The 14599-nt window shown below is 61.7% G+C and carries 14 protein-coding genes; 13 read left to right on the plus strand and 1 reads right to left on the minus strand.

The window, feature by feature from the left end; translation table 11 throughout:
- Position 1 precedes the first annotated feature (1 nt).
- From atpB to rluF, 12 genes are all read left to right on the plus strand, one after another.
- Complete coding sequence (atpB, locus tag HXS65_RS10695) at positions 2 to 865, plus strand: F0F1 ATP synthase subunit A (protein WP_077379803.1); 864 nt, start codon at positions 2 to 4, stop codon at positions 863 to 865.
- 100 nt (positions 866 to 965) lie between these two features.
- Positions 966 to 1214, plus strand: a complete 249-nt coding sequence (gene atpE / locus HXS65_RS10700) for a F0F1 ATP synthase subunit C (RefSeq protein ID WP_011508579.1) — start codon at positions 966 to 968, stop codon at positions 1212 to 1214.
- Between the two features lie 64 nt (positions 1215 to 1278).
- Positions 1279 to 1749: a F0F1 ATP synthase subunit B gene (locus tag HXS65_RS10705; RefSeq protein ID WP_065392628.1), complete on the plus strand. Its 471-nt coding sequence runs from the start codon at positions 1279 to 1281 to the stop codon at positions 1747 to 1749.
- A gap of 13 nt (positions 1750 to 1762) precedes the next feature.
- Complete coding sequence (locus HXS65_RS10710) at positions 1763 to 2305, plus strand: F0F1 ATP synthase subunit delta (protein ID WP_077379805.1); 543 nt, start codon at positions 1763 to 1765, stop codon at positions 2303 to 2305.
- Between the two features lie 16 nt (positions 2306 to 2321).
- The gene (gene atpA / locus HXS65_RS10715) at positions 2322 to 3866 is read left to right on the plus strand and encodes a F0F1 ATP synthase subunit alpha (RefSeq protein WP_065392630.1); all 1545 of its coding nucleotides are present in this window, start codon (positions 2322 to 2324) and stop codon (positions 3864 to 3866) included.
- Positions 3867 to 3933: 67 nt separating this feature from the next.
- Complete coding sequence (gene atpG / locus HXS65_RS10720; RefSeq protein WP_065392631.1) at positions 3934 to 4800, plus strand: F0F1 ATP synthase subunit gamma; 867 nt, start codon at positions 3934 to 3936, stop codon at positions 4798 to 4800.
- 56 nt (positions 4801 to 4856) lie between these two features.
- Positions 4857 to 6230 carry a F0F1 ATP synthase subunit beta gene (atpD, locus tag HXS65_RS10725; protein WP_077379807.1) on the plus strand — a complete coding sequence of 458 codons (1374 nt, stop codon included), beginning with the start codon at positions 4857 to 4859 and terminating at the stop codon, positions 6228 to 6230.
- A 29-nt stretch (positions 6231 to 6259) separates the two neighbouring features.
- Positions 6260 to 6682, plus strand: a complete 423-nt coding sequence (locus tag HXS65_RS10730) for a F0F1 ATP synthase subunit epsilon (protein WP_054556360.1) — start codon at positions 6260 to 6262, stop codon at positions 6680 to 6682.
- 326 nt (positions 6683 to 7008) lie between these two features.
- Positions 7009 to 8379 (plus strand): bifunctional UDP-N-acetylglucosamine diphosphorylase/glucosamine-1-phosphate N-acetyltransferase GlmU, encoded by a 1371-nt coding sequence (gene glmU, locus HXS65_RS10735; RefSeq protein ID WP_077379809.1) that lies wholly within the window; start codon positions 7009 to 7011, stop codon positions 8377 to 8379.
- 208 nt (positions 8380 to 8587) lie between these two features.
- Positions 8588 to 9367, plus strand: a complete 780-nt coding sequence (locus tag HXS65_RS10740) for a DeoR/GlpR family DNA-binding transcription regulator (RefSeq protein WP_077379812.1) — start codon at positions 8588 to 8590, stop codon at positions 9365 to 9367.
- An 11-nt stretch (positions 9368 to 9378) separates the two neighbouring features.
- Positions 9379 to 11226, plus strand: coding sequence for a glutamine--fructose-6-phosphate transaminase (isomerizing) (glmS, locus tag HXS65_RS10745; RefSeq protein ID WP_077379814.1), 1848 nt, complete (start codon positions 9379 to 9381; stop codon positions 11224 to 11226).
- 169 nt (positions 11227 to 11395) lie between these two features.
- The gene (gene rluF / locus HXS65_RS10750) at positions 11396 to 12700 is read left to right on the plus strand and encodes a 23S rRNA pseudouridine(2604) synthase RluF (protein ID WP_176493837.1); all 1305 of its coding nucleotides are present in this window, start codon (positions 11396 to 11398) and stop codon (positions 12698 to 12700) included.
- Here rluF and HXS65_RS10755 read toward each other — a convergent pair.
- Complete coding sequence (locus HXS65_RS10755) at positions 12697 to 13389, minus strand: YitT family protein (RefSeq protein WP_176493838.1); 693 nt, start codon at positions 13387 to 13389, stop codon at positions 12697 to 12699. The two genes, rluF and HXS65_RS10755, sit on opposite strands and share 4 nt — an antisense overlap.
- Positions 13390 to 13722: 333 nt before the next feature.
- On the opposite strand from HXS65_RS10755, the gene HXS65_RS10760 reads away from it, so the two are divergent.
- A complete protein-coding gene (locus tag HXS65_RS10760) occupies positions 13723 to 14550 on the plus strand; it encodes a DUF72 domain-containing protein (RefSeq protein ID WP_240704349.1) in 828 nt (275 codons plus the stop codon).
- Positions 14551 to 14599: the final 49 nt, after the last annotated feature.

Here is a 14599-nt window from a genome sequence, read left to right on the forward strand (position 1 = left end):
AATGGCAGGCACCAACCCGAGTCCCTCCGAATATATTCAGCACCACCTGCAGAATCTGACGTTCGGTAACCACCCCGAACACGGGTGGTCCATGGCGCACAGTGCCCAGGAAGCCTCCGACATGGGCTTCTGGGCCATCCATCTGGACACCATGGGCTGGTCCATCGGGCTGGGTCTGATCTTCCTGTGCCTGTTCCGCAAGGTCGCCAAGTCCGCGACCACCGGCGTGCCGAGTGGTCTGCAGAACTTCGTCGAGCTGATGGTCGAGTTCGTCGATCAGTCCGTCAAGGAGACCTTCCACGGTCGTTCCCGCTTGATCGCGCCGCTGTCGCTGACGATCTTCTGCTGGATCTTCCTGATGAACCTGATGGACCTGGTCCCCGTCGACTGGCTGCCGGGCGTTGCTGCCAAGGTTGGCGAGATGTTCGGCGCCGATCCGGCTCACGTGTTCTTCAAGGTGGTACCGTCCACCGACATCAACGCCACACTGGGCATGTCACTGTCCGTGTTCGCGCTGATCATCTTCTACTCCATTCGCGTCAAGGGCCTCAAGGGCTTCGTGGCCGAACTGACGCTGCACCCGTTCAATACCCCGAACAAGCTGGCACAGATCGCGCTGATCCCGGTCAACTTCCTGCTTGAATTCGTGACGCTGATCGCCAAGCCGATCTCTCTGGCGCTGCGTCTGTTCGGTAACATGTATGCAGGCGAGTTGATCTTCATTCTGATCTCGCTGGTCGGTATCTGGCAGCTGCCGCTCCACTTCCCGTGGGCAGTCTTCCATATCCTGGTCATCACCTTGCAGGCATTCATCTTCATGATGCTGACCATCGTCTATCTGAGCATGGCCAGCGAAGATCACTGATGTACCCGCCCCGTGCCATTCGTGGCGCGGGGCAAGATTTCCGAGCTCTGCTCACACCCTCAACCCTTGACTTAAACTTGACTAAAACTGGAGTTCCACAATGGAAGCACAAGTTCTTGGCATGACCGCTATCGCCGTCTCCCTGCTGATCGGTCTGGGCGCCCTGGGCACCGCCATCGGTTTCGGTATCCTCGGTGGCAAGTTCCTGGAAGGCGCCGCGCGTCAGCCGGAAATGATCCCGCAGCTGCAGGTCAAGATGTTCATCGTCGCTGGTCTGCTGGATGCCGTGACCATGATCGGTGTCGGTATCGCGCTGTTCTTCACCTTCGCCAACCCGTTTGTCGGTTAAACATCGGCTGGCCACAGGCCAACCGTGTTTATGACCCAACAATCGTGAAGCGAGAGGTGCTGGCGTGAATCTGAACTTAACCCTGATTGGTCAGGCCATCGCCTTTGCGGTCTTCGTTTTCTTCTGCATGAAGTATGTCTGGCCGCCGGTCACACAGGCTCTGGCAGAACGTCAGAAGAAGATTGCAGATGGTCTGGATGCTGCCAGCCGTGCTACCCGTGACCTCGAACTGGCGCAGGAAAAAGCCAGCGAGACACTGCGGGAAAGCAAGGAAGAAGCAGCAAGCATCATTGAGCAGGCGCACAAGCGTTCCAACCAGATGATCGAGGAAGCTCGTGAAGCTGCCCGTGCCGAAGGCGAGCGTATGGTCGCTCAGGCGCGCGCAGAGATCACCCAGGAGATCAACCAGGCCAAGGACGAGCTCCGTGGTCAGGTCGCATCTCTGGCAGTGATCGGTGCAGAGCGCATCCTGGAATCCTCCATCGACGAAGCCAAGCACCGCGAGCTGATTGACAAACTCGCTGCTGAGCTCTGAGGAGACTGATTCCATGGCTGAAACGTCTACCTCCACCGCGGCTCGCCCGTACGCCAAGGCGGCGTTCGAGTTTGCACGCGGCCAGCAGGCGCTAGAGGCCTGGTCCGGAATGTTGTCGACAGCGGCGAACGTCGCTGTCGACGCGACCGTCAAGGCGGTGCTCGACAACCCGAAGCTCTCTACCGAGCACAAGGTCGACACCTTCATTGACGTGTGCGGCGACGCGTTGGACGACAACGCACGCAACTTCATCCGGACTCTCGGTGAGCAGGACCGCCTCGCGGCCCTGCCCTCCGTGGCCGAATTGTTCGAGGCCCAGAAGGCCGAGCAGGAACAGCGTGTCGAGGTGACCCTGGTGTCCGCCTTTGCACTGGAAAGCGAGCAGGAAGAGAAGCTCGCCACCGCCCTGCGCAAGCGTCTGAACCGCGACATCTCCATTACCACTCAGGTGGATAGTACGCTGCTCGGCGGCGTCATCATCCGTGCCGGAGATACCGTCATTGACGGCTCCGTGCGCGGCAAGCTGGCCCGGCTTTCCGAAGCACTGAACTCCTGAGTCCGAGGGACATGGCATGCAGCAACTGAATCCTTCCGAGATCAGCGACATCATCAAGCAGCGTATCGAAAAGCTTGACGTCGCATCCGAAGCCCGTAATCAGGGCACCATCGTCAGCGTCTCCGACGGCATCGTGCAGATCCACGGCCTCGCAGACGTCATGTTCGGTGAGATGATTGAATTCCCGGGTGGCGTCTTCGGTATGGCGCTCAACCTTGAGCGTGATAGCGTCGGCGCTGTCGTCCTGGGCGACTACCTGCAACTCGAAGAAGGCATGACCGCGCAGTGCACCGGTCGCATTCTCGAAGTGCCGGTGGGTCCGGAAATGGTCGGCCGTGTGGTCGATGCTCTGGGTAACCCGATTGACGGCAAAGGCCCGATCGACGCCAAGCTGACTGACGCGGTCGAGAAGGTCGCTCCGGGCGTCATCGCCCGTGAGCCGGTCGACCAGCCGGTGCAGACTGGTCTGAAGTCCATCGATGCCATGGTGCCGATCGGCCGTGGTCAGCGTGAGCTGATCATCGGTGACCGCCAGATCGGTAAGTCCGCCATCGCGATTGATGCCATCATCAATCAGAAGGGCAAGGGCATTACCTGCGTCTACGTCGCCGTCGGCCAGAAGCAGTCCACCATCGCCAACGTCGTGCGCAAGCTCGAAGAGCACGGCGCGATGGAACACACCATCATCGTCGCGGCTGGTGCCTCCGACCCGGCTGCCATGCTGTTCCTGGCACCGTACGCCGGTTGCACCATGGGCGAGTACTTCCGCGACCGCGGCGAAGACGCGATGATCGTCTATGACGATCTGACCAAGCAGGCATGGGCGTATCGTCAGATCTCCCTGCTGCTCAAGCGTCCGCCGGGCCGTGAAGCCTACCCGGGTGATGTCTTCTATCTCCACTCCCGTCTGCTTGAGCGTTCTGCACGCGTCAACGCCGATTATGTCGAGCAGTTCACCAAGGGTGAAGTGAAAGGCAAGACCGGCTCACTGACCGCGCTGCCGATCATCGAGACCCAGGGTGGCGACGTCTCCGCGTTCGTTCCGACCAACGTGATCTCCATCACCGACGGTCAGATCTTCCTCGAGACCAGCCTGTTCAACTCCGGTATCCGTCCGTCCATCAACGCGGGTCTGTCTGTTTCCCGTGTCGGTGGTGCTGCCCAGACCAAGATCATCAAGAAGTTGGGTGGTGGTGTGCGTCTGGCACTGGCTCAGTACCGTGAACTGGCAGCCTTCTCGCAGTTCGCCTCCGATCTGGACGAAGCGACCCGCAAGCAGCTCGAGCACGGTCAGCGTGTCACCGAGCTCATGAAGCAGAAGCAGTACTCTCCGATGTCCGTGGCCGACATGGCGATCTCGCTGTTCGCGGCCAACGAAGGCTACCTGGACGACGTCGAAGTCGCCAAGGTGCTGGGCTTCGAGAAAGCGCTGCTTGACTACATGCGCTCCGAGCACGCGGATCTTCTGGACAAGATCAATCAGTCCGGCGGCTACGATGACGAGATCAAGAATGGTCTCAAGGCTGGCGTCGAGAAGTTCAAGGCGACCCAGAGCTGGTAAGTGACATGGCCCGGCCAGTCCGGGCCTTGTCGTTTCCCTTCGGGTGGCATGAATAAGGCAGATCGCTATGGCAGCTGCAAAAGAGATTCGCTCCCAGATCGGGAGCATCAAAAATACGCAAAAGATCACCAGCGCCATGGAAATGGTGGCTGCGTCGAAGATGCGTAAAGCGCAGGATCGCATGGCGGCCAGCCAGCCTTATGCCCATCAGATCCGCAAGGTTGTAGGACACATCGCCCGGGCCAACCCGGAATATCGCCATCCGTATCTGATGGAACGCGATGTGAAGCGTGTCGGTTATATCGTGGTCTCCAGTGATCGCGGCCTGTGTGGTGGCCTGAACGCCAATCTGTTCAAGGCTGTCACCAAGCATGCGAAGAGCTGGCGCGACCAGGGTGTCGAGGTGGACTTCTGTGCCCTCGGCTCCAAGGCCGGTACCTTCTTCCGCAACTACGGTGGCAACCTGCTTGCCGCCAAGTCCGGTCTCGGGGATTCCCCGGGTACCCAGGATCTGATCGGTAGCGTCAAGGCCATGCTGGACGCATTCGACGAGGGCAGCCTCGACCGTCTGTACGTGGTGTTCAACGAGTTCGTCAACACCATGACGCAGAAGCCGGTCGTGCGTCAGCTGCTTCCTCTCGAAGCTGATCAGAACGACGAAGAAACCGGTCCCACTACATGGGACTACCTGTATGAGCCGGATGCCGTCTCGTTGCTCGACAAGCTGCTCAAGCGCTATGTCGAGGCCCAGGTCTATCAGGCCGTGGTCGAGAATATCGCCTGCGAACAGGCAGCGCGAATGATCGCAATGAAGAGTGCGACCGATAACGCCGGCGACCTGATCGACGACCTCCAGCTGGTCTACAACAAGGCCCGCCAGGCAGCGATCACTCAGGAAATCTCCGAGATCGTATCCGGTGCCGCCGCCGTCTGATGACAGCGTGGCAACAGGCAAGCAGGTTTCAATCGCAGGTTTAAGAGGAACCAGGAATGAGCGGACGTATCGTACAAATCATCGGCGCGGTGATTGACGTCGAGTTTCCGCGGGACGCAGTGCCCAAGGTCTACGACGCCCTGAACGTCGCCGATAGCGAGACCGTACTCGAAGTCCAGCAGCAGCTGGGCGACGGCGTGGTCCGTACTATCGCAATGGGTTCGACCGAAGGCCTCAAGCGCAGTCTCGCAGTTGAGAGCACTGGTGCTCCGATCTCCGTGCCGGTCGGCACGGCGACTCTGGGTCGCATCATGAACGTGCTGGGTCAGCCGATCGATGAAGCGGGTGACGTGGGTGCGGATGAGCACATGCCGATCCACCGTGCAGCCCCGAGCTTCGCGGAACAGGCAGCATCAAACGAGCTGCTGGAAACCGGCATCAAGGTCATCGACCTGGTCTGCCCGTTCGCCAAGGGCGGCAAGGTCGGCCTGTTCGGCGGCGCCGGTGTCGGCAAGACCGTCAACATGATGGAGCTGATCCGCAACATCGCCACCGAGCACAGCGGTTACTCCGTGTTCGCGGGCGTGGGTGAGCGTACTCGTGAAGGTAACGATTTCTTCCACGAAATGAAGGAATCCAACGTTCTCGACAAGGTTGCCCTGGTCTACGGTCAGATGAACGAGCCGCCCGGCAACCGTCTGCGCGTAGCACTGACCGGCCTGACCATCGCCGAGAAGTTCCGTGACGAAGGTCGTGACGTTCTGCTGTTCGTCGACAACATCTATCGTTACACCCTGGCAGGGACCGAAGTGTCCGCACTGCTGGGTCGTATGCCGTCCGCGGTGGGTTATCAGCCGACACTGGCGGAAGAGATGGGCGTCCTGCAGGAGCGCATCACTTCTACCAAGACCGGCTCGATCACTTCCGTGCAGGCCGTCTACGTCCCCGCGGATGACTTGACCGACCCGTCTCCGGCGACCACCTTCTCGCACCTTGACGCGACTGTCGTACTGTCTCGTCAGATTGCCGAGCTGGGTATCTATCCGGCCGTTGACCCGCTCGACTCCACCTCTCGTCAGCTCGACCCGCTGGTCGTCGGCGAGGAGCACTACAACACTGCCCGTAACGTTCAGGGTGTGTTGCAGCGGTACAAGGAGCTGAAGGACATCATCGCCATCCTCGGGATGGACGAGCTGTCTGACGAAGACAAGCAGACCGTGGCACGTGCGCGCAAGATCCAGCGCTTCCTGTCACAGCCGTTCTTCGTGGCGGAAATCTTCACCGGCGCGCCGGGCAAGTACGTGTCCCTCAAGGACACCATCCGCGGCTTCCAGGGTATCCTGGACGGCGAATATGACGCACTGCCGGAGCAGGCGTTCTACATGGTCGGCACCATCGACGAAGCTGTCGAGAAAGCCAAGGGCATGTAATTTCCCTGTTCAGGCATGAGGAAACAGGTATGGCTATGAGCGTCCATTGCGACATCGTCAGCGCTGAGAAAGGCATCTTTTCCGGCCTGGTCGAGCGTCTCGTGGCTGCCGGCAGCGAAGGTGACCTCGGCATCATGCCGGGTCACGCACCGCTGCTGACCGAGCTGCAACCCGGCCCGATTCGCGTTCAGCGTCAGGGTGGGGCTGAGGAAATCTACTACGTCAGTGGTGGATTCCTCGAAGTGCAGCCGAACCTCGTTTCAGTCCTCGCCGACACCGCAGTACGTGCCGACGATCTGGATGAGGCGGCAGCCCAGGAAGCCAAGGAAGTGGCCTTGAAGGCCATGAACGATCAGGCTTCCGAACTGGAATACTCACGCGCCACGGCCGAACTGGCCGAGGCGATGGCCAAGCTGCGCACCGTGCAGCAGATGCGTCGTCACACGCGCTGAGATGCACTGGGCCATGACGGCCAGTGACAGGAAAGAGGCGACCTTCGGGTCGCCTTTTTTTATGCCCGAGAGGACTGATGCCTCTAGCCATCGAAGGTCGTCCCTTTGACGCCGGAGACTGACCGGGCTCATCAGGAAGGGTGCCGAGCCCATCGGAGAGATGGCTCAGGTGTCTTGCGGGCGACTGATGCTTTCGCGGGTCTGTTCTCGGCGACAGGGCCGTGGGTAAACCTCGTCACTGGCAGCTCAGGGTTCAGCTGCTATGATGGCGCCATTATTTTCAGGGGCTTCAGGTATGAAGACCCGCTTTCTACAGGAGTTCACCGATGAGCAGTGCAGAGCGTACCGACGTCGTTATTCTTGCTGCAGGCCAGGGCACCCGCATGCGTTCCAAATTGCCGAAGGTGCTGCACCCGTTGGCAGGCAAGGCGATGGTGCGTCATGTGGCTGACACCGCTGCAGGCCTGGACGGTGCGCATCTGAATGTCGTCATCGGTCATGGTGGTGAGCGTGTGCAGCAGCAGCTGGCCGACACCGGCGCGAGCTTTGCCGTTCAGGCAGAGCAGAAGGGCACCGGTCACGCCGTGGCCCAGTCACTGGAAGCCATCGGCGATGGCAAGGTGCTGATCCTGTATGGCGATGTGCCGCTGATTCGTCGCGAGACTCTCGAGGCGCTGCTGGCCGAAGTCAGTGAGCAGACTCTGGGCCTGCTGACGGTGATTCTGGAAGACCCGACAGGCTATGGCCGTATCGTGCGCGATAGCGAAGGTCGCGTCAGCGCCATCGTCGAGCACAAGGATGCCACGCCGGAGCAGCTGGCCATCCAGGAAGGCAACACCGGTATCCTCGCCACCACCGGTGCCCAGCTCAAGCGCTGGCTGCCGGCGCTGTCCGCCGACAACGCCCAGGGCGAGTACTACCTGACCGACATCATCGCCATGGCGGCCAGCGAAGGTGTCAACATCGCCACCGCCCAGCCGGCGGCGGTCGAGGAAGTGCAGGGCGTCAACAATCGTCTGCAGCTGGCCGATCTCGAGCGCGCCTTCCAACGTCGTGAGGCCAACCGCCTGATGACCGAAGGTGCCAGCCTGGCGGACCCGGCGCGCATCGACGTGCGCGGCAAGCTGTCCATCGGTACCGATATCAGCATCGACGTCGGTTGTGTCTTCGAGGGCGAAGTGAGTCTCGGAGATGACGTGGTCATCGGCGCCCACTGCGTGATCCGCAATGCCACCATCGGTGCCGGCGCCAACATCGCGCCGCATAGCGTCATCGATGGTGCGGTACTGGAAGGTGACAACAATGTCGGGCCCTTCGCGCGTCTGCGTCCTGGAACCGAACTGGCGCGCGGCGCGCGCATCGGCAACTTCGTCGAGACCAAGAATGCCCAGGTGGGCGTGAACGCCAAGATCAATCACCTGAGCTATGTCGGTGATGCCACCCTCGGCGAGGCGGTCAACGTCGGTGCCGGCACCATCACCTGCAATTATGACGGTGCCAACAAGTTCCGAACCGAAATTGGCGACAATGCCTTCATCGGCTCCAACTCCGCGCTGGTGGCGCCGCTCAAGATCGGCGCGGGTGCCACCGTGGGCGCTGGCTCGACCCTGAGCCGCGATGTCGCCGAAGGTGCGTTGAGCGTGGCGCGTGGCAAGCGTATCGACAAGCCGGAATGGCCGCGTCCGACCAAGAAGTGAACGGCAGCTTCAGTCGCGATGCTTGCTGGTGAGTGAAGGTGGGCATCAGAAACGGGGAGGCACCGACAGGTGTCTCCCCGTTTTGTCATCGCGGTCAGCTCTGTGGAACGGCGTGCAGGAATGAATCGTCTCATCCTGTCTCGTCTTTCACTTGATGTTTCGTTATGCCTCACTTATCTTTCGTTTCGAAACTTTATAGGGGGCCCTGATGTCCAAGCGTCTGACACCACAACGGCGTCACCAGATCCTCGAACAACTGGGACGTGACGGTGAAGTCAGTGTCGAGGCACTGGCGCGGGAACTCGCCACTTCCGAGGTCACCATCCGCAAGGATCTGGCCTTTCTCGAGAAGAGCGGCCTGCTGCTCAGGCGCTACGGCGGCGCCGTGGCCATGCCGCGTGAACTGCTGGTGCATGACGAACCGGTCAGTGCCGCCAAGCAGGCCATCGCCCGCCTGGCTGCCAGCCGTATCGGCGCCCATCAGCGCATCATCATCGACAGCGGTACCACCACGGTGGTGCTGATCCCCGAGCTCAAGGGGCGTGATGACCTGATCGTGATGACCAACTCGCTGAGCGTGGCCAATGCCATTCGCGAGCTGGAAAACGAGCCGGTATTGCTGATGACCGGTGGTACCTGGGATCCGCACTCCGATTCCTTCCAGGGACAGGTGGCGGAGCAGGTGCTGCGCAGTTACGACTTCGACCAGGTCTTCCTCGGCGCGGATGGTCTGGACCTCGAACGTGGCACTACCACCTTCAATGAGCTGATCGGCCTGTCACGCGTGATGGCCGAGGTGTCGCGAGAAGTCGTGGTGATGGCGGAATCCCACAAGCTGGGCCGTCGCATTCCCAACCTGGAGCTGGCCTGGTCCAGCATCAGTACCCTGATAACCGATGACGCGTTGCCTGATGCTGCGCGTGACCAGATTCGCGCTCATGGAGTCGAGGTGTTGATCGCCCCGCTCGTGGCGCCAGCAACAGCATAAGGAGATTGCTCATGTGTGGCATCGTAGGCGCCGTCGCCAGTCGTAACGTCCAGAACATCCTGCTCGAGGGTCTGCACCGCCTCGAATACCGTGGCTATGACAGTGCCGGCATGGCCGTGCTGTCCGAAGAGGGCCGCTTGAATCGCGTGCGTGCGCTGGGCAAGGTGGCGGCGTTGCAGGAGCGTCTCGAAGAATCACCGCTCAAGGGACGCGTGGGTATCGCTCACACTCGCTGGGCCACGCATGGGGCGCCGAGTGAAGCCAATGCTCACCCGCACCAGTCCGGTGACAGCCTGGCCGTGGTCCACAACGGCATCATCGAGAATTACGAGACGCTCAAGCGCGAGCTGCAAGGTCAGGGGTATGTCTTCACCTCCGAGACCGACACCGAGGTGGTCGCCCACCTGCTGGCGCGTGAATACACCCTGAGCCAGGACCTGCTGACCGCCGTTCAGAAGGCCGTCGCCCTGCTGGATGGCGCCTTCGCGCTGGGCGTGGTGCATCGTGCCCAGCCGGACGTGCTGATCGGCGCGCGTCAGGGCAGCCCGCTGGTGATCGGTGTCGGGATCGACGAGCACTTCCTGGCCTCCGATCAGCTGGCGCTGCTGCAGGTCACCGATCGCTTCATCTATCTCAAGGAAGGCGATCTGGTGCGCATGACCGCCGAGCAGATCGAGATCTTCGAGCAGGGCGAGCGTCTGATCACCGAGGCCAACGAGCGCCCGGTCCAGACCTTCGAGCACGCGCAGGATGCCGCCTCCAAGGGCGACTATCGCCACTTCATGCTCAAGGAAATCCACGAGCAGTCCCGTGTGCTGGCTGCCACGCTGGAAGGTCGCCTGAACGGTGATCACGTGCTGGTGCGCAGCTTCGGCAGCGAGGCGGAAAACCTCTTCCGTCAGGTCAAGCAGGTGCAGATCGTCGCCTGTGGTACCAGCTACCACGCCGGCATGGTGGCGCGTTACTGGATCGAGCGTCTGGCCGGCATTCCGGCGGCGGTCGAGGTCGCCTCCGAGTTCCGCTACCGTCCGGTGGTGGTGGCCGATGGCACCCTGTTCGTCACCCTGTCCCAGTCCGGCGAGACCGCCGACACGCTGTCCGCACTGCGCTATGCCCAGTCGCTGGGCGGCTTCCTCGGCAGTCTGGCGATCTGCAACGTGCCGGGCAGCTCGCTGGTGCGTGAATCGGACCTCAGCCTGATGACCATGGCCGGACCGGAAATCGGCGTCGCCTCCACCAAGGCCTTCACCACCCAGCTGGTCGGCCTGATGCTGCTGACGCTGTCGCTGCGTCGCGTGCGGGGTGGCGATGAGGCCGGAGAAGCCGAGGTGGTGCGTGAGCTGCGTCAGCTGCCGTCACTGGTCACCAAGGCATTGGCCATGGACAGCGAGATCGAGCGTCTCTCAGAGGCCTTCGCTGACAAGCACAACGCGCTGTTCCTCGGGCGTGGCACCCAGTTCCCCATCGCGCTGGAAGGCGCGCTCAAGCTCAAGGAAATCTCCTATATCCACGCCGAGGCCTATCCGGCGGGCGAGCTGAAGCACGGCCCGTTGGCGCTGGTGGATGCCGACATGCCGGTGGTTGCGGTGGCACCCAACGATGAGCTGCTCGAGAAGCTCAAGTCGAACCTGCAGGAAGTGCGTGCACGTGGCGGGGAGCTGTTCGTCTTCGCTGACGAGAACATCAGTCTCGAAGAGAGCGAAGGCGTGCGTGTGTTGCGCATGCCACATGTCAGCGAAGTGCTGGCACCGATTCTCTACACTCTGCCGCTGCAGCTGCTGTCCTACCATGTCGCCGTGCTCAAGGGCACCGATGTCGATCAGCCGCGCAACCTGGCCAAGAGCGTCACGGTCGAGTGATCCGCGCTGCAAGACGGCTGCGTCATGTCTGGCGCAGCAGCAGATGAGCTCAGTCTCATCGTGCCAACGGCAGCCTCAGGGCTGCCGTTTTTGGTATCCTGTGCGCCTGCCTTCTTATCCCCTTCCGTCCGCTGCGCGTTCATCGCCCGGCGCACGCACGTGACCTGCCATGACTGATCGCGACGCATCGCTTACCCGCCTCAACAAGTTCATCAGCGAAACGGGCTTCTGCTCGCGGCGCGAGGCGGATCGCCATATCGCCGAAGGGCGAGTGACCATCAATGGTGTCGTCCCCGAGATGGGCACCAAGGTCGCGCCGGGCGATGAGGTGCTGGTCAACGGCAAGCCGTTGAAGGCCAAGCAGGAAGCGGTCTATCTGGCATTCAACAAGCCGGTGGGCATCACCTGTACCACCGAGCGCCACGTGGAAGGCAACATCATTGACTACATCGGCCATCCCAAGCGGATCTTCCCGATCGGTCGCCTCGACAAGCCTTCCGATGGCCTGATCTTCCTAACCAGTGACGGCGACATCGTCAACAAGATCCTGCGGGCCGGCAACGCCCACGAGAAGGAATATGTGGTGCGGGTCGACAAGCCGATCAACCCGGACTTTCTCAAGCGCATGGCAGCCGGCGTGCCGATTCTGGATACCATCACCCAGCCGTGCCGCATCGAGCAGATTTCCACCTATGTGTTCCGCATCATCCTGACGCAGGGGCTCAATCGCCAGATTCGCCGCATGTGCGAGGCGCTGGGCTATGAGGTCTTCAAGCTCAAGCGGGTGCGCATCATGAATGTCAGTCTGGACGGGCTGGGCATCGGCGAATGGCGCTATCTCACCCAGCGCGAGATGGACGACATCCATCGGATGATCGAAGGCTCCAGTGGTACCGAGGAGGCCTCACGACTGGCGGAGGCGCCGACGCCTTCCCAGCACGCGACTGCCGCGCGCCATCAGCGTGCCGCGCAGGATACGGATAGCGGCCGGCGTGGTGGTGCTCGGCGCGAGGACAGCAGCAAGCGCGCCATGGGCCAGCGCAGCTCGGATCAGCGCGGCTCAGGTCAGCCCAAGACAGGCCAACGCTCGGGTGCTCGCCAGGAAGGGGCGGGGCGGCGGGAGCGTACCGATGAGTCCAGATCCGCTCGTGGCAATCAGGAACGCAGCAGCGCCGGCAAGGGCGGCTCCCAGCCGGGCAGCAAGAACGCCAATGGCGCGGGCAAGCTCGCGAGCGGCCTCAAGCCACGCACGCGTGGCAAGGCCGGAGAGCGTCGCGATGAGCGCGATGCGGCGAGCAGGGGGGCTGGCGAAAAGTCCTCTGGTAGCAAGTCTTCTGGTAGCAAGTCTTCTGGTAGCAAGACCTCTGGCAACACGACCTTTGGCAAGAAGAATCCTGGCGGCAGAAGTGCCGGGGGCAAGAGCTCGTCGTACAAGGGCGGCGGCGGCTCCAATGGCGGGCGTGGTCGCCGCTAGTGAGCTGCCTGCACCTGCTTGCCATCGTCTTGAGCGGTGGTGCTGGCATCTGAGCCTTGAGGCGTGCGGCGGTGGTAGCGCCCCAGTACGAAGGACAGCGTGGCGAACGCCAGTGCCGAGCAGATGACCTGCGGCCAGGGATAGACCAGTGCGGCGAGCGCGATCAGCAGCAGGTCGAAGGCGAAAGTCGTGCGGCCTGCATGGATGGCGAAGCGTCGCTCCAGATCCAGCGCGAGAATGTTGAGTCCGCCGAGGGAGGCGTTCTCGCGAAACAGCAGGGTGACCCCCAGCCCGATGAGCAGGCCTGCGGCAATCGCCACCACCGGCAGATTGACGTCGCCCAGCGGCAGACTGACCGCCAGTAGATCCGTCAGGATCGAGAGCAGACTGACGCATCCCAGGGTGCGCAGCGTGAAGTTGAGCCCCAGCTGCTTCCAAGCCAGCCCGTAGAAGAGCAGGTTGATCAGGAAGAACAGACTGCCGAAGCTCAAGCCCGTCAGGTCCGAGCCAAGCAATGACATCCCGGCAGTACCACTGACCAGCAAGCCGCCGGCCTGCAGCAGGCGCACGCCGAGTGCCACCAGCAGACAGCCCTCGAAGAGCGTGATCAGGCTACGCAGCGTGATGGCATTGGCCGCACGGGAGCGGCTGTCGTTGGCACGCAGGATGAGTCGTTGGAAAGCAGTCATGACAGGCTCCGGGGTATGGGCAGTCAACAATGATGGCTTCCGACCTGCTTGTGGCGGGCAGAAAGCGATGTCGCGGCGAGGGGTGGTTCGCCTGTGACGGTTCATGCAGGAAGCGGACCATAGCACGCCGTGATGACAGTTTTTATTGTGCTTACGTCGCTCTAGCAGACGATATTATTCGGTGTATTGGGCCTTTGACCCTCACATTCCTCTAGCTATGGCGCCTTCATGCACCATTTTCATGCATCCTCCGCACCGACGGAGACGAATGTTCCGCACGCTGCGGGCCATGACAGAGCTTGCGAGGCGGGGCATCTTCATCTAGGGCTCGCGATGTGGGCCAACGATGACTGGCGCGGCAGCCTGCTGCCGGGCAGTGGCCCGCGCGAGCATCTGGCGGATTACGCGCAGGTCTTCGACTGTGTCGAAGGCAATACCAGCTTCTATGCTCTGCCGCCGGAGAGCGCCGTGGCCAGCTGGGCCCGCCAGGCGCCCGAGCACTTCCGCTTCTGCTTCAAGTTGCCGGGACGACTGACCCATGAGTTGAGGCTTCAGGGAATCGAGGAGGAGCTGGCGGAATTCCTGGCGCGGCTTGCGCCGCTTAAGTCGCGCATGGGGCCGATCATGATCCAGCTGCCACGCGACCTGGGGGAGGAGGTACTCCCGCGTCTTGCGCAATTCTTCGCGCATGTGGAGGGTGCTGGCCTTGATTGGGCCGTGGAGCCCCGTGCCCCGAGTTTCTTTGCCAAGGGCTCGGTGGAACGACAGTTGAATCGCTTGTTGATAAGTCACGGAGTCGATCGCGTGATGCTGGATGTCCGTCCACTCTTCAGTGGCCCTGATACCGCGCATCCAGGGCTTGCCGTGGCACGCTCGGAAAAGCCGCATCGCCCATTGCATGTGTTCTCCAGCGCACGCCAACCGCTGGTCCGCTTCATCGGGCATCATGACGACGCGACCAATCTGGCCTTCTTCCAGCCCTGGGTGGAACGCCTTTCTCTGTGGATAAGTCAGGGGAAAAGCCCTTTCCTGTTTGTGCATACTCCTGACAACAAGGCGGCTCCGGCCTTGGCGCGTCGTCTGGCCAATCAGGTGCTGGAGCGGCTTGATCGGCCATTGATCGGTGCCTTCCCCGGGGAAGGACAAGGACGTCTCTTCTAGCGCCATCCGCTGCCTGTCGCGCTTCAGTGTCTTGCGGGACGGGGGGAAG

Origin of the sequence: Cobetia sp. 5-25-4-2 (assembly GCF_013374075.1) — a bacterium.
GTDB lineage: Bacteria > Pseudomonadota > Gammaproteobacteria > Pseudomonadales > Halomonadaceae > Cobetia > Cobetia marina.